Annotated in this window: 19 protein-coding genes and 1 other annotated feature; of the genes, 13 read left to right on the top strand and 6 right to left on the bottom strand. The window is 39.5% G+C overall.

Annotated features, from left to right (window positions below; genetic code table 11):
* The first annotated feature begins 50 nt into the window (after positions 1 to 50).
* From LJE09_RS02780 to LJE09_RS02755, 6 genes are all read left to right on the top strand, one after another.
* The gene (locus tag LJE09_RS02780; protein WP_055052717.1) at positions 51 to 488 is read left to right on the top strand and encodes a PPC domain-containing DNA-binding protein; all 438 of its coding nucleotides are present in this window, start codon (positions 51 to 53) and stop codon (positions 486 to 488) included.
* Between the two features lie 299 nt (positions 489 to 787).
* Positions 788 to 1327 (top strand): RNA polymerase sigma factor, encoded by a 540-nt coding sequence (locus LJE09_RS02775; protein WP_173744624.1) that lies wholly within the window; start codon positions 788 to 790, stop codon positions 1325 to 1327.
* Positions 1324 to 2118: a hypothetical protein gene (locus LJE09_RS02770; protein WP_173744623.1), complete on the top strand. Its 795-nt coding sequence runs from the start codon at positions 1324 to 1326 to the stop codon at positions 2116 to 2118. The genes LJE09_RS02775 and LJE09_RS02770 overlap by 4 nt, the downstream gene beginning before the upstream one ends.
* A gap of 243 nt (positions 2119 to 2361) precedes the next feature.
* Entirely contained in the window at positions 2362 to 2946 is a 585-nt protein-coding gene (locus LJE09_RS02765; RefSeq protein ID WP_022381192.1) for a biotin transporter BioY, read from the top strand.
* The gene (locus LJE09_RS02760) at positions 2930 to 3313 is read left to right on the top strand and encodes a CHY zinc finger protein (RefSeq protein WP_202020213.1); all 384 of its coding nucleotides are present in this window, start codon (positions 2930 to 2932) and stop codon (positions 3311 to 3313) included. The genes LJE09_RS02765 and LJE09_RS02760 overlap by 17 nt, the downstream gene beginning before the upstream one ends.
* Before the next feature lie 228 nt (positions 3314 to 3541).
* Positions 3542 to 4324 (top strand): ZIP family metal transporter, encoded by a 783-nt coding sequence (locus LJE09_RS02755; protein WP_173744622.1) that lies wholly within the window; start codon positions 3542 to 3544, stop codon positions 4322 to 4324.
* Positions 4325 to 4344: 20 nt separating this feature from the next.
* Here LJE09_RS02755 and LJE09_RS02750 read toward each other — a convergent pair whose 3' ends face one another.
* On the bottom strand, positions 4345 to 4668 hold the full coding sequence (locus tag LJE09_RS02750) for a hypothetical protein (protein WP_128868087.1): 324 nt from the start codon (positions 4666 to 4668) through the stop codon (positions 4345 to 4347).
* 519 nt (positions 4669 to 5187) lie between these two features.
* Positions 5188 to 5430, top strand: a binding site (T-box leader).
* A 71-nt stretch (positions 5431 to 5501) separates the two neighbouring features.
* Here LJE09_RS02750 and LJE09_RS02745 point away from each other — a divergent pair.
* Entirely contained in the window at positions 5502 to 7196 is a 1695-nt protein-coding gene (locus LJE09_RS02745) for a carbon starvation CstA family protein (RefSeq protein WP_055052711.1), read from the top strand.
* Positions 7197 to 7289: 93 nt separating this feature from the next.
* On the opposite strand, the gene LJE09_RS02740 is transcribed toward LJE09_RS02745, so the two are convergent.
* Positions 7290 to 8201 carry a 4Fe-4S dicluster domain-containing protein gene (locus tag LJE09_RS02740; RefSeq protein ID WP_062808082.1) on the bottom strand — a complete coding sequence of 304 codons (912 nt, stop codon included), beginning with the start codon at positions 8199 to 8201 and terminating at the stop codon, positions 7290 to 7292.
* Positions 8202 to 8485: 284 nt separating this feature from the next.
* On the opposite strand from LJE09_RS02740, the gene LJE09_RS02735 reads away from it, so the two are divergent.
* Positions 8486 to 10207 carry a S8 family peptidase gene (locus LJE09_RS02735; RefSeq protein ID WP_118338633.1) on the top strand — a complete coding sequence of 574 codons (1722 nt, stop codon included), beginning with the start codon at positions 8486 to 8488 and terminating at the stop codon, positions 10205 to 10207.
* 290 nt (positions 10208 to 10497) lie between these two features.
* Here the strand turns inward: LJE09_RS02735 and LJE09_RS02730 are convergent, their stop codons facing one another.
* The 4 genes from LJE09_RS02730 to LJE09_RS02715 are packed head-to-tail and all read right to left on the bottom strand — an operon-like array spanning position 10498 to position 12640.
* A complete protein-coding gene (locus tag LJE09_RS02730; protein WP_081703345.1) occupies positions 10498 to 10761 on the bottom strand; it encodes a cysteine-rich KTR domain-containing protein in 264 nt (87 codons plus the stop codon).
* 15 nt (positions 10762 to 10776) lie between these two features.
* A complete protein-coding gene (locus tag LJE09_RS02725; RefSeq protein WP_118574518.1) occupies positions 10777 to 11403 on the bottom strand; it encodes an ABC-2 transporter permease in 627 nt (208 codons plus the stop codon).
* The gene (locus LJE09_RS02720; RefSeq protein WP_022381160.1) at positions 11400 to 12257 is read right to left on the bottom strand and encodes an ABC transporter ATP-binding protein; all 858 of its coding nucleotides are present in this window, start codon (positions 12255 to 12257) and stop codon (positions 11400 to 11402) included. The genes LJE09_RS02725 and LJE09_RS02720 overlap by 4 nt, the downstream gene beginning before the upstream one ends.
* An 11-nt stretch (positions 12258 to 12268) precedes the next feature.
* Entirely contained in the window at positions 12269 to 12640 is a 372-nt protein-coding gene (locus LJE09_RS02715) for a GntR family transcriptional regulator (RefSeq protein ID WP_008706402.1), read from the bottom strand.
* A 204-nt stretch (positions 12641 to 12844) separates the two neighbouring features.
* On the opposite strand from LJE09_RS02715, the gene LJE09_RS02710 reads away from it, so the two are divergent.
* From LJE09_RS02710 to LJE09_RS02690, 5 genes are all read left to right on the top strand, one after another.
* On the top strand, positions 12845 to 13006 hold the full coding sequence (locus tag LJE09_RS02710) for a hypothetical protein (RefSeq protein WP_008706403.1): 162 nt from the start codon (positions 12845 to 12847) through the stop codon (positions 13004 to 13006).
* 130 nt (positions 13007 to 13136) lie between these two features.
* On the top strand, positions 13137 to 13382 hold the full coding sequence (locus LJE09_RS02705; RefSeq protein ID WP_008706404.1) for a hypothetical protein: 246 nt from the start codon (positions 13137 to 13139) through the stop codon (positions 13380 to 13382).
* A gap of 129 nt (positions 13383 to 13511) precedes the next feature.
* Positions 13512 to 15185, top strand: a complete 1674-nt coding sequence (locus LJE09_RS02700) for a recombinase family protein (RefSeq protein ID WP_227310948.1) — start codon at positions 13512 to 13514, stop codon at positions 15183 to 15185.
* Positions 15186 to 16841 carry a recombinase family protein gene (locus tag LJE09_RS02695; protein ID WP_008706406.1) on the top strand — a complete coding sequence of 552 codons (1656 nt, stop codon included), beginning with the start codon at positions 15186 to 15188 and terminating at the stop codon, positions 16839 to 16841. It begins immediately after the preceding gene.
* Positions 16834 to 18387 carry a recombinase family protein gene (locus tag LJE09_RS02690; RefSeq protein WP_008706407.1) on the top strand — a complete coding sequence of 518 codons (1554 nt, stop codon included), beginning with the start codon at positions 16834 to 16836 and terminating at the stop codon, positions 18385 to 18387. The genes LJE09_RS02695 and LJE09_RS02690 overlap by 8 nt, the downstream gene beginning before the upstream one ends.
* Positions 18388 to 18462 lie beyond the last annotated feature (75 nt).

The following is an 18462-nucleotide window of genomic DNA, read 5'->3' as shown; positions in this document are numbered from 1 at the left end:
TCTGTTAAGCAATATTTATCCAAAAGCAATAACTTAAATGGAGATAAAAAATGGACTACAGAAAATTTGGCGAATGCTATTACATAAGAATGGATCGTGATGACGAGATCATCAGTACAATCCTCAAAATATGTAAAAAAGAAAATATCAGATCAGCCACTTTTTCCGGGATCGGAGGATGTAAGGATGCAGAAATCCAGACCTTTATCCCAGAGACAGGCAGCTTCGAAGAACAGCGCATTTCCGGAATGCTTGAGTTGGTATCTTTAAACGGTAACGTGGTCACAGGTGAAAATAATACTTGTTACCATCATACCCATGCAGTATTTTCTTATAAAGATGGTGAACGACATTGCATGGCAGCAGGTCATATGAAATCAATTACTGTACTGTATACTGCAGAAATCGAACTTCATCCGGTAACAGGCGGAACTATCCGCCGCAAATATGATCCTGAAACAGGGACTGGATTCTGGGATTTTAACTAAACCTTAGAAAACGATTTGTTTTGATTGAGCAAGGAATTCTTGTGCAAACCTTCAAACTGATGTAAGATAAGATTACTCAGTTTGGAGGTTTTATTTTTATCAGGTATCAGAGGTAAATGGATGGGTAGAAGATAAAATGCAAAAGGAACAGTTTATTGAGAGTGTACAGAATTTAACACGAGTTCTGTATACTTTTTTTATTAAAAAATGAAACTTTTTGTTCTTTGACAGGATATATAAGAATGTAAAGGTTAAAAGCTTTTAATTTTTGAAAGTATTAAAAAGAAAGTAGGGTTGATATGACAGATGAAGCAGAGCTTTTGCAACGTCTCAGGAACAGAGAAAAAAATTCAATAGATGAAGCAATCCAAATTTATACGCCGTATTTGAGTACTGTTTTGTATCATATGGCCGGCAATTCACTGCCAAAAGAGGATATTGAAGAAATTGTGGCAGACGTGTTTGTTATACTCTGGAAGAATGCTGAAAGAATAGATTTGCAGAAAGGTACATTACGGTCATATCTTGCGGCTGTTGCCCGAAATTATGCTCTGAAACGGATAAACAGAAAAACGGATCATACAGTTCTTGAAGATATTGAACTGTCAGATGGCAAAGATTTCATTGAAGAGAATTTTCGCAATGATTATGTATGGGAAGCAGTTATGAGCCTTGGGGAACCTGACAGCGAGATTTTTGTAAGGCGGTATAAATTTGATGAAAAAATCAAGGACATTTCAAAAGCAATTGGACTTAATATTTCTACAGTTAAGACCAGACTTTCAAGAGGAAAAAGAAAACTCAGAAAAATGTTATCGAATGCGGAGGAAAGATTATGAGAAGAAAAAATTTGCTTAAAGAATTGGGAATACAAAAACAGGCAGATACTTCCTGCAATGCTCTTGATATTGACACAGAGAATGTCAGACAGAGAGTTTATGCAAAACTTGACTTCGCAGATACAGAAAGGAAGCAAACGACTATGAGATCAAAAAAGAAAATATTACCTTTGTTGATAGCTGCAACACTTACAATTGGAGTTACTGCTGTGGCAGCAACAGGAAAGATTTCAATGTGGACAGGTTCATCAGCATCACGTGCTGCTTATACATCTCTTCCAACGGTAGAACAGGTTACAAAGGATATTGGGTATAGACCGGTATTGATTGATACCTTTGAGAACGGGTACTGCTTCAAGGATGGCAATATTATAAAAAACAGTTTTAAGGACGACAATGCAAATGTAATTGAGAAGTTTAAATCTGTGTCCTTTGATTATCAGAAGAATGGAGATGTTGTATCGTTTGAACAGCAGAAATTTAACTCAAAACTTATTCCGTCAGGTGATATTATTGCCACTGTAAATGGAACAAATCTGTATTATGTACATTATATAAATAAATTGGTATCGGATGATTACAAATTGACAGAACAAGATAAAAAAGACCAGACCAGTGGAAAAGTTGTATTCAGTTATGATGACAGCGTTTCTCAGATTGAAGTCAGTCAGGTTCAAAGCGTTAACTGGAATAAAGATGGCATCCATTATGATTTGCTGCAAATAGATGGAAAATTATCTGCCGGTGAACTTGCAGATATGGCGAGAGAGGTTATTAATAACAGAAGATAAAGAAAAAAGATGGTGAATTCAGCCCGGTTCACCATCTTTTTGTAACTGCTGTGGAAATACCTGTATCGCAGCTGATGTATAATATGCCATAATTTACAGATAGTAGTGAAATAGCAACGATATATATATGACTTAACATAAATGTAAACTGAATATAGGGAAATGAGTTGACAATCTTCTCCGCCTATGATATAAAAAGAAGGTCAAAACCAATCATCAACAGGGAAAGAGGAGAGTATTATTATGAGTCAGTCATATGCAAAAAGCCCTGCTGCAGAGAGAAAGTTTACAACCAGAGAAATGGTACTGGTTGGTATGTTTGCAGCAGTTCTTGCAGTAATATCACAGATTTCACTGCCAATGCCTACCGGTGTACCGATCACCATTCAGGTATTTGGCGTAGCGCTTGTAGGAGCAGTACTTGGTTCCAGACTTGGAACTACAGCAACACTGGTTTACGTTCTGTTGGGAGCCATCGGTCTTCCGATCTTTGCTAACTTCTCAGGTGGAATCAGCAGCATTGTAGGAGTTACCGGAGGATACATCTGGGCATGGCCGATCATGACCTGGCTTTGTGGAATCCGTCCGAAAACAGAGAACAAGACAAAGAACCTTGCAATCTCAATCGGATTTGCACTGATCGGACTTCTGATCGTTGAGACAATCGGTGGTCTGCAGTGGCACTTTGTGGGAGGTTCCATGAGCATCCCGGCAATTGCAGTATACTCCTTAACAGCATTTATTCCAAAGGACATTGTAATCACAGTTCTTGCAGTTCTGATCGCAATTCCCATCAGAAAAGGAATCAACAATGCAGGAAACCGCTGATAACAGTAACCAGTCAAAGAATAGTCAATTGAAAGATAACTTGTCAAAGCAGGAAAATATAAAGATTCACGGAATCGGGCTTGATAAAGCAGGACGGTGTACACACTATCACACACAGCTTGACATAGCTGCATTGCTCTGCGCGAAGTGCAGGAAATATTACGCATGTTATTCCTGCCACGATGAACTGGAAGATCATTCATTTGTGGCAACAACACCGGAAGAAGCTTATCCTGTTTTATGCGGAAACTGCGGCAGGAAACTTACACTTCAGGAATACAAAAAAGGCAGTTGCCCTTACTGCCACGCAGGATTTAATCCAAAATGCAGTTTACATGAGAATATTTATTTCTGTTGCACTATGTAACGTGTTTTGAAAAACATTTCCGTAATCTGCACGTCTCACTTTGCAGTATATTTTGCAGAAAGTCTTTTTAAACACAATCTAATGCAGAGGATACAAAATAACAAAAAAATTTTGTATCCTCTTTTTATTTTGCGAAAAATTTGTTATACTTACATGAGTTAACATAAACTAACCTCAAGAAACATATTTCTTAAATATGAATATAGATAAAACAGGAGGAATAAATCAATGGATATAAATGTATTCTATGGAATTCTGATTCCTTTTCTTGGAACTTCTGCAGGAGCCGCCTGCGTATTTTTCATGAAGAAGAATCTGAATGAACAGATTCAAAGGGCACTTACCGGTTTTGCAGCAGGAGTTATGGTTGCAGCTTCCATATGGAGTCTGCTGATCCCGGCAATTGAACAGTCTTCCGGACTGGGGAAGCTTTCATTTGTACCGGCAGCAGTGGGATTTTGGATAGGGGTGCTTTTTTTGCTCTTGCTGGATCACATGATCCCGCATCTTCACCAGAACAGTGACAAGGCAGAAGGTCCGAAGAGCAGACTTCAGAGAACTACCATGCTGGTTCTTGCAGTAACTCTGCATAATATTCCGGAGGGAATGGCAGTAGGAGTCGTATACGCAGGCTATTTAACAGGTCATGCCCAGATCACTATAATGGGAGCCATGGCCCTTTCCATCGGGATTGCCATTCAGAACTTTCCCGAGGGAGCCATTATCTCTATGCCCCTGCGTTCGGAAGGAATGGGAAAGACCAAAGCCTTTGCAGGCGGAGTCCTGTCCGGGATTGTAGAACCTGTCGGTGCAGTCCTCACAATCCTGGCTGCCGGCCTCATTGTCCCGGCACTTCCATATCTTTTAAGCTTCGCAGCCGGAGCTATGCTCTATGTAGTAGTAGAAGAACTCATACCCGAAATGTCTGCCGGAGAACACTCCAACATTGGAACTATTTTCTTCGCTGTAGGATTCTCTCTGATGATGATTCTGGATGTAGCTCTTGGATAAAAAAACAGCTGTCCGATTTATCACCGGGCAGCTGTCTTGGCATTGAGAGATATCTGGGAAACAGTGGGAACCTGTGAGGGGGCAGAGTCAGTTGAATGACGTGGTTCTGTCCGGTACAGATATAAAATACCGCCAAAGAAACCAAAGATCAATCCTGTATACCCGCCACTGCAAAGGACAACAGTTACCTTTGTAACAAAGGACATACCACCGATCATGCAGATCAAAAAGCCTGCCAGAAGACCGATGGTTGTCCATCCTGTAAGTGAAATAGCCAGAAAGGCTGCAGAAGCATGTGAGTTTTTTACCTGTTTATTAATAGAATTCCATAATGTCTGATACATAATGATTCCTCTTTTCTCTTTCAATTCTTTGATTACTATTATAGAAACAGTTTGTAAAATACACATGCGCGCTAATGAAAAATCTCTGTAAAATTTTCTGTTTCCGTTATACGCAGAAGACAAAGACAGTACAAGACAGAAAAATAATTACGTATATTATACAAATGAATGCATTTGAAAATGATTTTATAGCAATCCTCTGAAATAATGTATCTTAATCCAGCCCATCAGAGTGTGAAATCCTGCGTCGGATATCTTTGCCGTGCGTCAGCACGCCTGCAGATATCTTCTTTGTCTTTCGCACTCTGCTGAACTGTCTTAAATGCATTATTTACGAGGATTGCTATAGGTAACAGATAACGATATAAAATGACCGTATGCGTGCGAAGCGGATTGCGAATATCTGCTTGATAATCATACATATTGCATAAAAACACCTATCTATAATTGTAAAATATATATAAATTATCTCTTGATATTTTATAAAAAAAAGAGTAAAACTTTAGATAAATAAAAAAGAGAAATGCATAGAACAGGACAGGTCACAGAAGGAACCGGATTACAGAGAGTCGCAGGCAGGTGAGATGCGGCAGATGGTAGTTTGTGATATCACCCGGGAGCATCCCGCTGAAATCTATAGTAAGCCGGGACGTGGTCTTCACGTTACAGGAGAAGCTGTTTGGCTTAGACAGTGTTAAGAGATTGTATCTGGTGACAGGTATAATAATACAAAGTGGTACCACGGAATATTCCGCCTTTGTTATCCAATCGGAAATTGGATAGCAGGGGCGTTTTTTATATATAAATATAAAAGAAAGAAGAGGGAAGACATTATGAGTGGAATAGTAATGATGATAATAGCCATCGTAGTGCTTGGTGGAGCATATCTTCTGTATGGCCGTTATCTTCAGAACAAATGGGGCATTGACCCCAAAGCAAAAACACCGGCATATGAGATGGAGGATGGAGTGGATTATGTACCGGCTGATACCAATGTGGTATTTGGTCATCAGTTTGCATCCATAGCAGGTGCGGGTCCTATCAACGGACCGATCCAGGCAGCAATTTTCGGCTGGCTTCCGGTTATGCTCTGGATCCTGATCGGTGGTGTATTTTTTGGAGCAGTTCAGGATTTTGCATCTATGTATGCCTCTGTAAAGAACAAAGGCCGTACAATCGGATATATCATTGAAGCCTATATCGGAAAACTGGGAAAGAAATTATTTCTTTTATTCTGCTGGCTGTTCTGTATTCTGGTTGTTGCAGCATTTGCAGATGTTGTGGCAGGAACCTTTAACGGATTTGTGACAGATAACGCAGGAACCGTTACCAAGGTAGCAGCAAACGGAGCAGTTGCAACAACTTCCATGTTATTTATCATCGAGGCAGTGGGACTGGGATTTTTCCTTAAATATTCCAAGTTTAATAAATGGATCAATACTGCAGTGGCTATTTTATTATTGGTGCTCGCAATTGCGCTGGGACTTAAATTCCCGGTATACGTAAGTCTTGGAACCTGGCATATTATTATCTTTGCATATATTCTGGTAGCCAGTGTTGCCCCTGTATGGGCGCTGCTCCAGCCCCGTGATTATCTGAACAGTTATCTGCTGATTTTCATGATCGTTGGTGCGGTTATCGGTGTATTTGCAGCCAATCCATCCTGTAATCTTAAGGCTTTTACAAGCTTTAATGTGGACGGACAGTATATGTTCCCTATTCTTTTCGTGACAATTGCCTGCGGTGCAGTTTCAGGCTTCCATTCACTGGTATCCTCCGGCACTGCGTCAAAACAGATCAAAAATGAAAAGAACATGCTTCCGGTTTCCTTTGGTGCAATGCTTATGGAAAGTATGCTGGCAATTATTGCACTGATCGCTGTTGCATCCTTTGCAGATGGTGAGGCAGCAGCACAGGGACTTACCACTCAGCCGCAGATATTTGCAGGTGCTATTGCAAACTTCCTTTCTGTAATTGGTTTGCCACATTCACTTGTATTTACACTGATCAATCTGGCTGTATCAGCTTTTGCGCTGACATCTCTTGACTCAGTAGCCAGAGTAGGACGTCTGTCATTCCAGGAATTTTTCCTTGATTCTGATACAGACGAGGAAAATATGAGCCCGTTCTTAAAAGTAGTAACCAATAAATATTTTGCGACGATCATTACACTGGTACTTGCCTATCTGCTTACAAAGGTAGGATATGCAGAAATCTGGCCACTGTTTGGTTCTGCCAATCAGCTGTTATCTGTACTTGCCCTTGTAGCCTGCGCAGTATTTCTTAAGAAAACAAAACGCCAGGGCTGCATGCTCTGGATTCCTATGGTATTTATGATGGCAGTTACCTTTACTGCACTGGGTATGACCATCAGCAAGCTTACAAAAGCATTATTTACCACAGGCCTGGACCTTGGAAATACCTTACAGCTTATCTTCGCAGTGTTACTGCTGATCCTTGGTGTGCTGGTAGCAATCCAGGGAGTGAAGAAGCTTTTTGAAAAAAATGATGAAAAACAGACTGCATAATTTATGAAATAAAACTGTTGATATTTTTACATCAAAATAAAAACCTGAAAAAAGACACTTTAGGAAAGTTTTCCGAAGTGTCTTTTTTAATACTCAGCCAATCAATTTCTCATTCACATACTCAAATCCGAGACGTTTCACAGTATCTGCAAATCGTTCTCCTGCGATTCCTTCATTTTTGAAGAGAAGGATTGCTTTTTCTATGACTGCCATTACTTCTTCTTCCTCTGTGAAAATCCTGGTAAGAGCCTGACCGTGTGAGATTCGCTTACCCCAGCGGCCTCCGATATAGATTTTATAACCATTCTGATATTCCGGTACTGCGCCGAAAGGACATTTTCCCTTGCAGCGTCCGCAATGGATACATTCTTCAGGATCAATGTAAAGTTTACCGTCAACTAATTTCGGAACGTGTACAGGACAGCTTTTTTCAATCTGACATTTCTTACATCCCCGGCATTTCTCAACATCCGGTTTGGGGATTCTCTGGCCGATAATTCCCATATCATTCAGATTAGGCTTTACACAGTTATTTGGACATCCGCCAACTGCGATCTTGAATTTGTGCGGGAGTACCACATCGTGATAGCCTACATAAAAACGCTCATGGATCTTCTTGCTGAGTGCAAAGGTATCAATCAGACCATACTGGCAGGTTGTTCCCTTGCATGAGACAACAGGACGCACTTTAGCTCCGGTTCCGCCTGTCATCAGGCCATGCTCTCCAAGGAAGGCGATTGTTTTCTCAATATTATCATAAGGAACTCCCTGGATTTCCATACTCAGGCGGGTTGTCATAGTGATCTGACCATTTCCGAACTTGTCTGCTGCATCTGCAATGGCACGGTGTTCATCTGTGGTAATATGTCCATTTCCTGTGATGACCCGAATATTAAAGATGTCATCATATCGTTTGTCCTGAAGGCATCCAAGACCTTTTACTCGCTTGATTTCCTCGGGACTCAGTTTTTTGTTGGCGGATGTTGTTATTTTTTCCTCATTCATGTTTAAGTATCTCCTTTATGTAGCTGTTGCTTTTCTCTGATATATACGGCGTTTCTTTTGTTGATTATAGGCTTTATGAATGATAAAATCAATTGTTTTTATGACCGCTTGCGTCTGTACTCGTTGGGAGTCATTCAAAATTGTTTCTTAAAAGCAGTTGGAAAGTGGCTCTGGCTGGAAAAGCATGAAATGAATTATCAGTTCCTAAAATTGTTATAATAAGAGTCCGTATGCAGAACTTTTGTATATAATAGACTAAGTGAATATCTGGAAATGAGATTAAAATGCCAGACCAGAAAATAGATAACCTTTTAAATCTTGCAATGGATGCAACCCCACAGGAGCGTAGAAAGTCAGGAAATCTTAACATAGGATATGATCCTGCAACCAGGCTATGGGATGTGATCATAAAGTACAGCGGACCGGAAAGTGGTCTGGCTGGAAATGGAATTCAGGTAGTGCCACTGTTAGGGGGCTATGCAGTGGTAACTTTGCCGGAAAGTGAGATTGATGCGTATTCCCACAGAGCGCAGGTGGAATTTATGGAGAAACCCAAACGCCTGTATTTTGAATTGTTTCAGGCGAAGGGAGCGAGCTGCATCCGCACAGTGCAGACCGGCAGGAATGGACTGACGGGAAAAGGAATCCTGACAGGAGTTGTGGATTCAGGAGTGGATTATTTTCACCCTGATTTCCGAAATGCAGATGGGAGCAGCAGAATTTTACGTTTATGGGATCAGAGCATACAGGGAAATCCACCTCAGGGATATGTGACAGGAACTGAATATACGAAAGAGCAGATCGATGAGGCGCTTGCACTTGGAGAAAACCAGGGCAGGCGTCTTGTTCCATCTTCAGATTACAGTGGACATGGAACTTCCGTGCTGGGAATTGCAGCAGGAAATGGGAGGGCATCAGATGGGGTGAATCAGGGAGTTGCCTGTGAAAGTGATCTACTGGTTGTGAAAATGGGAATTCCCAGAGAAAACTCCTTTCCCAGGACTACAGAGCTGATACAGGGGATTGATTATCTGGTGCGGCAGGCACTGACTATGGGACGGCCAATGGCAATTAATCTCAGTTTTGGAAATAATTATGGCTCACACAAGGGAGATTCCCTTCTTGAAACATATATAGATATGGTTTCTTCCATAGGACGTCTGGCTATCTGTACAGGTACAGGGAACAACGGCAATCAGCCTCTGCATGAGGGAGGAACCCTGAAACAGGGACAGACCAGACAGATAGAATTATCTGTGAGCAGCAGGGAACCAACATTAAATGTGCAGTTATGGAAATCTTATGAGGATGAGATGAGTATTTATATTGAAAATCCATCCGGAAACCGGATCGGCCCCTTAGACGAAAAGCTTGGTCCTCAGAGGTACAGACTGGGAAATACAGATCTTTTAATCTATTATGGCAAACCTGGACCCTATCATCTGACACAGGAAATCTACATAGATTTCCTTCCTTGGAAAACTTATGTGGACAGTGGAGACTGGAAAATCATCTTAAGTGGAAAAAGGGTCAGAGGAGGAGAATATTACCTGTGGCTGCCAGGTGGAAATACCCTGAACAGAGGAACTGGGTTTTATGAACCAAGGGCATATGGGACTTTGACCATACCTGCCACAGCCCGGCGGGTTATTGCAGTTGGAGCATATGATTCGCTGGTTGACTCCTATGCGGATTTTTCCGGAAGGGGCAGCAGAATGCTGCCATATCTGAAACCTGATCTGGTGGCACCCGGAGTGAACATAGTTGCCCCCGTACCCGGTGGTGGTTACAGAATAGTAACAGGGACTTCCTTTGCAGCACCCTTTGTCAGCGGATCCGCAGCATTGTTAATGCAATGGGGGATTGTAAATGGAAACGATCCCTACCTCTATGGGGAAAAAGTAAAAGCCTATCTCCGAAAAGGCGCCAGACCATTGCCGGGGTATGAGGAGTATCCCAATGAAGAGGTGGGATGGGGGGAGGACGTTATAATAAGGTTACATTGAAGAAAGTCAGTAAAATCAAGTGTTTCCGTTCATTTTCCCAACACAGAAACGAAGCACTTTCACCATGATTTTGAAGAAAATCTGCCCGGGTTGGATTCAAAATGATATGGAAAGAAAGACTTGTAGCAATGACGTAACATGAACAGCCGATTCTGTTACAGACAACATATTAAAACGAAAGAGAGGTCACAGGAATATAAAACTGACTTATACAAATAATTATCAGTTATCAAGGCCATAAGGCCAAATTATACCATGGGTCAGTTTTAAGCATTAAATCTGGATCAGTTTTAAGTGTAAATCAATAGCTGATAATCACTATGATTGGGAAAATACAAAAACCGATAACTACAGTTCAAAGAACTGTGTATTATCGGCTCTGCGTCTGGCGCTTTAATAACAGTTATATGGAATTGTTCAATGTTGATTAGACATTCTCTTTTGCACTTCGAACAAAAGAGTGGAAAATTTTTTAGTACAGTATCTTCTCGGATTTTGTCACGTGTTTTATTTCCGCAGACAGGGCAACGTACTCGCTCGACACTTACTTTTATTTGCACTTCTACTTTTTATTTTTTCCTTGAGTATCCTATAACACTAACAAAATACGATGAAACTACTATACCCAAAGCAAAAATAGCAATCAACATAGGATTTTTAACCAAATTTTGAGTAACGTATTTCATATCTTTTGATATTTTACTTACGAAAAAGATAACGAGAAGTGTGCAAATCATTCTCACATACTGAACACTCATATAGCCAAACCACTGTGCTATTGCTAAACATATAGAACACCATAAAACAGGTAATGCTATTGCAATGGCGATAGAAAAACCAAACTGGCTAAGTGTAAAATTATGATAAACCACATAACGAATGATATAAATGATAACTGTACCCATTATACTAATCGGAACAAGAAGCAAGCTAGTCAAATACTTACTGAAAATGATTTGGTACTTACTCATCGGCAAGGTTAATTCATATTGTTTCCATGAAGTCAATCCATCATAGGTCATGGTCATCATTAAGTGCATACCGATAAAAAGTGAAAAAAAAGCCGATGACATAATTGAGTAAACTTCATTCTCTCCGAAGAATGAAATTGCTATTACAAAAAAATACATTACAAAAATGACTTTTTTATTCATTTTCTTCATAAGCAATAAATCCTTAAAAACCAATCCTTTCATTTGACACCTCCTTTGATATAGAACAGCATAATGTCCTCAATAGAAGCATTATCAATAATTAGATTTTTGTATCTTTTTTTTGCAGCTACTTTGTCATGTATTAAGCATTCCACGCTAAGATTTGTTTCTCGACAACATACATAGTCATCTGGCGAAACAGTATTAAATTCTGATTTTTTACAGCGTATAATTCCATAATTATAAATAAGGTCATCTTTCTTTTCCTCAAAAATAATTTTTCCATTATGAATCAGAATTACATAGTCAGCAACCTTTTGTATGTCAGAGGTTATATGTGTAGAGAACAAAATAGAGTGTTCTTCATCTTGAATAAATTCTAAAAAAATATCCAAAATTTCATCTCGTACAACAGGATCTAACCCTGTTGTTGCTTCGTCTAAAATCAGAATCTGGGGTCTATGCGATAGTGCACAAATAATTGACAATTTCATCTTCATACCTTTTGAAAGTTGCCCTATTGATTTATTTAATGGAACATCAAGGCGTTTCATATATTCTTCAAACAAATTCATATCCCATGTTTTATAAGATCCCGAAAGGATTTGGGCAATATCTTTTGCATTTAAGACGGAATGGAATTTACATTCGTCAAAAACAACACCAATGTTTTCTTTATGCAAATAAGAATGATTTTGTTTACCCAATATTCTTATTTCACCCGCATCCAACTTTAACTGGTCTAAAATTAAATTGATAGTTGTACTTTTTCCAGCACCATTTTCTCCTATGAAACCCACAATACGTCCTGTAGGAACTGTAAATGAAATATGATCTAACATAAAATCATCAAATTTTTTAGTCACATTTTTTACAACAATACTGTTCTGTTCCATAATTCCACCTCTCATTCTTCAAAAAATAGTTTTAGAATATTAGCCATTTGCTCATAGCTGATACCATGAGTACGACCGATTATAGCAACCTTTTCTAAAAGTTCTTCTGCTATTCGTAGTTGTTCTTCTTGAATAAATTCTTTATTTGGTGATGCAACAAAACTACCTTTTCCCGATACGGTTTCGATAAACCCATCTCGAGTTAAATCTTCGTAAGCTCGTTGAACAGTAATAACACTTATATGCAGGTCTTTTGCCAGTGCACGCATGGAAGGCAGGGCTTCTCCGGCAGATAGGGTACCATTCATGATTAAACTCTTAATCTGCATAGCAATTTGTTCATAAATAGGCTTATCACTACTATTACTTATGATAATTTCCATTCTAACTTCCTCTCACCACCTTCTGATATATGCGTACTTATACGATATGTACAGTGTATATGATAGTGTCAGAAATGTCAATAAAGTAATCCTACAATTCATTAAAATATACCATATAAAGTTTTCAAAAAATCAGCGTAATCCAACCTGTCAACCGGCATAATAAGGTTATTTCTTTGTGCAAATCAGCACGATAATGATAGGATGAGCGATGATGAATTAGAACTTCTGGCTCCATGGAACGAAATCGTCAAAGCTGAAATCGGACGTCGTGCAAACGAATCAAATCAATCATATGTGAATTGTCAAGGTGCTCCGGCTGCTGAAAAGCAGTCGGGGATTTTTTCTATCATATCTAAAAATTAAGCGCTTAACATATATTCAGATTGGCAGTGAAGTAGTTGCTAAAGAATATCCAGATAAGGTGATGCATTTGAGAAAATTGCAGGTATAGGACAACTGATACAAAGAATATGTTGGAAAAGAGGTGAGCATCATGGTAAATCAGTCAGTAATAGATTCCAGTGTGAATCTGGAGCAGTTAAAGGATATTGAAGACTTAATTCCTAATATAGATAAAGCTATTTCTGAGAAAGTGGAAACTTTTCTGGATAAATCTGGCGATCAGCCGTATGCTCACATGAATGAAGGGTATGTGGTAGTCGTGGAAATGACAGGAGAAATGGATGCTACAGATGCGATCAGTGATTATCTAAGAAAAAGAACGGAGTTGATGTATTAGATGCAAGTCTTGAAAAAATATCTTGCGAAGCTACAGATGTTATGTTAATGTGAAGTCAGGGAAAATGAACGTGATACATGGTTTCTGACTTCAAATTCAATGGAATAAGTAAGTTGGGAGCGATGTAAAATGGAACAAATGCAAATGAATATGCCAGATATGTACGATGCTGCATTGTATCTTCGGTTATCGAAAGATGATATGGAAGAGGGCGGTGCGAAGTCAGAGAGCAACAGCATTGCAAATCAGAGAGAGTTACTTCGGAGCTTTGTAAAAAGCCAGCCGGATATTCAGATCTTTGATATATATGTGGATGACGGATACTCAGGAGGAAATTTTGACCGACCTGAGTTTAAACGAATGACAACTGATATAGAAGCTGGAAAAGTAAACTGTGTGATTGTAAAAGACTTATCCAGATTCGGAAGAGAGTATATAGAAGCCGGGCGATGGATCGAAAAGACCTACCCGGCTTTAAATGTGCGTTTTATTTCAGTTACAGACCAGTTCGACAGTAAAACAGCAGATTTTTCAGAGAAGTCATTTGTAGTTCCGATCAAAAATTTTGTAAATGAAAGCTATTGCCGGGACATTTCCGGTAAAGTGCGAAGCCACCAGAAAATCAAACGTGAAAAAGGTGAATTTATTGGAGCATTTGCCCCGTATGGTTACTGCAAAGATCCGGAGAATAAGAATTGTCTGGTGATTGATTCTTATGCAGCGGATATTGTAAGAAAAATATTTTCATGGAAAATTGATGGATTCAGTCTTGGAGCAATCGCAGAAAAACTGAATGTACGTCATGTGCAGTCGCCAAAAGAATATAAAAAGGCAAATGGCGAGAATTATAATTCTGGATTTCACAGCTCAGACACACCGAAATGGTCGGCAGTGCAGATTAAAAGGATTCTAACCAACGAGGTTTACATTGGAAACATGGTACAGGGCAAGCAGGAACGAATCAGCTATAAAGTAAAGCAACGCCTGGATAAGCCAGAATCAGAGTGGGTGAAAGTAGAAAATACGCATCCGGCAATCATCAGGCAGAGTGATTTTGACGTGGTGCAGAAGTTACTCCAATATGATGGCAGAGCATCGAAAACATTAGACAGTGCAAACTTTTTTTCGGGATTTGTGTTTTGTGGAGATTGCAAGACCCCGATGATACGCAGGGTAAATCAGTATAAGGGGAAGAAAAAAGCTTTTTATATCTGCCAGACAAAGAATAAAGGTGGAGATTGTACCAGACACAGTATTCCAGAAGAGGTGCTGAAAAGGATTGTATTGAAAGAGATTCAGGCATATACAGCACTTTTTATAGACTATCAGATGATTATGGAAGAACTTTGTGAGATGCAAGTCAGTTACGATCAGGTAATCGGTTATGATACACAGATTAGTAAGTTGCAGGAAGAATATAACCGTTATTACAGTCTGAAAGCATCTTTGGGTGATGACTTGAAAGAGGGACTGATCAGCAAAGCGGAGTTCGATGATTTTCGGGAAAGTTATGGAAGAAAATGTGAAGAACTGGAGCAGATGATTGAGAATCAGAAAAAGCTGGTAAAGCAAATGTTTGAGGGTGGAGTGTCTGCAACTGTTCAGTTGGAGGACTGGAAGAAATCACTGGAAATCAAAGAACTGGATCGCACATTGCTGGCACTGACCGTAGATAAAATCTATATTTATGAAAACAAGCAAATTAAAATTCACATCCGCTATCAGGATATGATTGAGAAGATGAAAGTCATAAGACGGTTTTATGCGGAACACAGGACAGAGTGCAGGAAAGAGGTGGGATAAATGGCAAGAACAGCAAAAAGATATAAGAAAAACACAGAGAAGAAGATTTCTGGTATTCCGGTATGTATGGCTGCAATTTATGCCAGATTATCCGTAGATAATGATGAAAAAAAGTCAGAATCTATTGAAACACAGGTTACGCTGATAAAAGAATTCATTCAGAAGCACAATGAAAATCCGGACAAAGAGTATGAGATTGCTGTATATGATATTTATTCTGATTTGGGAAAAACCGGAACAAATTTTGACAGACCGGGATTTGAACGGATGATGAATGATGTCAGGGCAGGTAAAATAAACTGTATTCTGGTAAAGGATTTCTCACGATTTGGAAGAAATTACATTGAAACTGGTAACTATCTGGAAAAGATTCTTCCTTTTATGAAAGTGCGATTTATTTCTGTATGTGACAACTATGATTCATTTGCACCGGGTGCTAAGAATCAGGAATTATCCATGAATATCAAGAATTTGGTGAATGATGCTTATGCAAAAGACATTTCCGCAAAAGAACGGGCGGCGAAACGTATTGCACAAAAAAACGGTGAATATGTGGGATCTACAGCTCCATACGGATATTGTGTGGAAAAGATAAATGGAATTTGTAAGTTGATTGTGGAACCGGAAGCTGCAAAGATTGTCCGCAGGATTTTTGAAGAATATGCTTCGGGAGATGGCATACAGAGCATTATTGACAGGCTGTTTGAGGATAGGGTACATCGGATTTCGGACTATAACCAATATCATCATGTGTACTGTCAGGATGGAGAGAATCTTCATCAGTGGGGAAATTCTTCGATACGTGCGGTTTTAAATCGAAATAATTATTATGGTGATCTGGTTCAGAGAAAATACGAATCCAGATTTCAAAGAGGTGAAAAATGGTGTGACATACTGGACCAGAGTCAGTGGATTATTACGCCAAATGCTCATGAGCCGATTATCAGCAGAGAACTGTTTGACAAAGCACAGGTCAGGTTAAAAGTAGCACAACAGAAAGCAACAAAAACTACAGTAGGATGGGAAGAGGATGAAAGAGCATTTTACAATGTATTGTATTGTGGAGATTGTAAGCGAAAAATGTGTACACGTAGATACAGAGGCAATGTGTATTACTTTTGCAATGCTGCCTGGTATCGGGATGAAAGAAAATGTAGTCACAAATCTATTTCCGAAGAGAAGCTGCAGAAAATTGTCCGTTCAGAGCTGACCAGACAGTTTCAGTTATCTGACTTACGGAAAAAGGATATGTCTGCTATAAGCAGTGCAGTATTTCTTACCAAAATCAAAGAAATTCAAGCAGAGATCAGGAAACTGGATGCAGATATGGAAAGACGTTCAGAAAAACTGGCACAGGCATTTATGCAATATAAAGAGGGCGAACTTTCCAAAGAAGCCTATATAGAAATGAAAGATGACCGTAATAACTGGAAAGTGTTCTGTGAAGAGAGGAAGAAGTCTCTGGAGCAGACTATACGTAAACTGGAAAAACAGCAGAAAAAAGAAGCCAGATTTTTACGAAGTCTGTTGGAACTGGATGGGACAACCAGAATCAATGCGGAACTTGCGGAGAGCCTGATTGAAAGTATGTATCTATATGGTGATAACAGACTGGAAATCAACTTCGGGTTTAAGGGGGCGGTAGAATATGAGTAATCAGAAACTGATTATTGGATATTACCGTCTTTCCATGGAAGATGATTCAGAGGGAGAAAGCAACAGCATTATCAATCAGAGAAAACTGGTAAAAGATTATATTTCCAATATTCCGGAACTGGCTTCTATGCCATTTCAGGAGTTCTACGACGATGGATATTCTGGTTCTAGTATGGAGCGTCCGGCAATTAAACAGGTTTTGGAGCTTGCCAGAGAGAATAAAGTGCAGTGCATTGTGGTAAAAGATTTTTCACGTTTTGCCAGAAACTATATTGAGATGGGAACTTATCTGGAGCAGATTTTTCCATTCCTGGGAGTACGATTCATTTCTATCTCAGACCGATATGATTCTAAAGATTATAAAGGAAAGAGTTCAGACATCGAAGTACAGTTTAAAGGATTGATCGCAGACTTCTATGTGAAAGATCAGTCTGTAAAGGTAAAGGCAGCAGTCAACACCAGACGGGGAAAAGGTGAGTATTGTTGTGGTTCTGCACCTTATGGGTATCGAATCAATCCAGAAAATAAGAAAGAACTGGTGATTGTAGAGGACGAAGCGGAAGTGATTCGCAGAGTATTTGAACTGACCAATCAGCGATATTCAAAGATGGAGATTTGTCGGTTGTTTAATGAAGAGGGGGTACTGACTCCCTTGCAGTCTATGAGTAGACGACAGAAATCAGACAGCAAGAAAGCTGCATCAAGAGGACTGCAGTGGACGAGTGATATGATACGGAAGATTGTGGATGATAAAACTTATATAGGCTGTATGGTCTATGGAAAAACAAAGATTCCAGATCCCGGAACTGGGAAAGAAGTACCGGTACCGAGAAATCAGTGGAAAGTGATGGAAAATCATCACGAGCCGATTGTATCAAAAGAAGTTTTTGAAAAAGCACAGTCCCTTCAGATCAGATACACCAAGAAAAGCAAATTTGACAGGGAAACAACACTATTAGGTGGCTATGTAAAATGCGGGAATTGTCGCAGAAGCCTGACTTCAAGCAGTCCGATTCATGGTCATATTCTTTATAGCTGTGCTTACAGTAAAGGAAAAGAAGATACAGGATGTTTCGCCGGGAAAGCGGATAACAAAATGCTGGAGCATATCGTGCTGGCAGAAATAAAGGCTTACTTACGTCAGAATATCAGCCAAGAACAGATGCAGCAATCCATGAGAAAACAGCATGAGGACAGTATAGAAGCCTATAAGACGGAAAGTGCAGATTGTGAAAAGTGTCAAGAACAAATAAAAATCCAGAACCGCCAGAACTATGAGAAGTATCACGAGGGACAGATGAACCAGAACCAGTTTATGGAAGCCAAGAAGCAGTTGGAAGAAGAAAGAGAACGACTGCAGAAACGTGTACAGGAACTGGATGAGTTGATAAACGACGAGAAAGAAATCCTGATGAAAAAGAATGTTCCGGTGGAGCAAATGTTGAAGTATTTAGGCTATGAGAATCTGACACGAGAGATGCTGGAAGAATATGTGCAGGGAATATATGTGTATGATGACGGGAGAGTGGGGGTGGAGTATAAATAGCAACAAATTAGCATATAATAACAATAAAATTGTTGATAAAAAGCAATAATGATGTATAATTATATAAAGAAATGG

The sequence above is a fragment of the Blautia sp. DFI.3.45 genome (genome assembly GCF_020593505.1).
In the GTDB taxonomy this organism is placed as follows: Bacteria; Bacillota; Clostridia; order Lachnospirales; family Lachnospiraceae; genus Blautia_A; species Blautia_A wexlerae.
The sequence above is the reverse complement of the archived record's forward strand: the minus strand, read 5'-3'. Positions and strand labels throughout refer to the sequence as shown.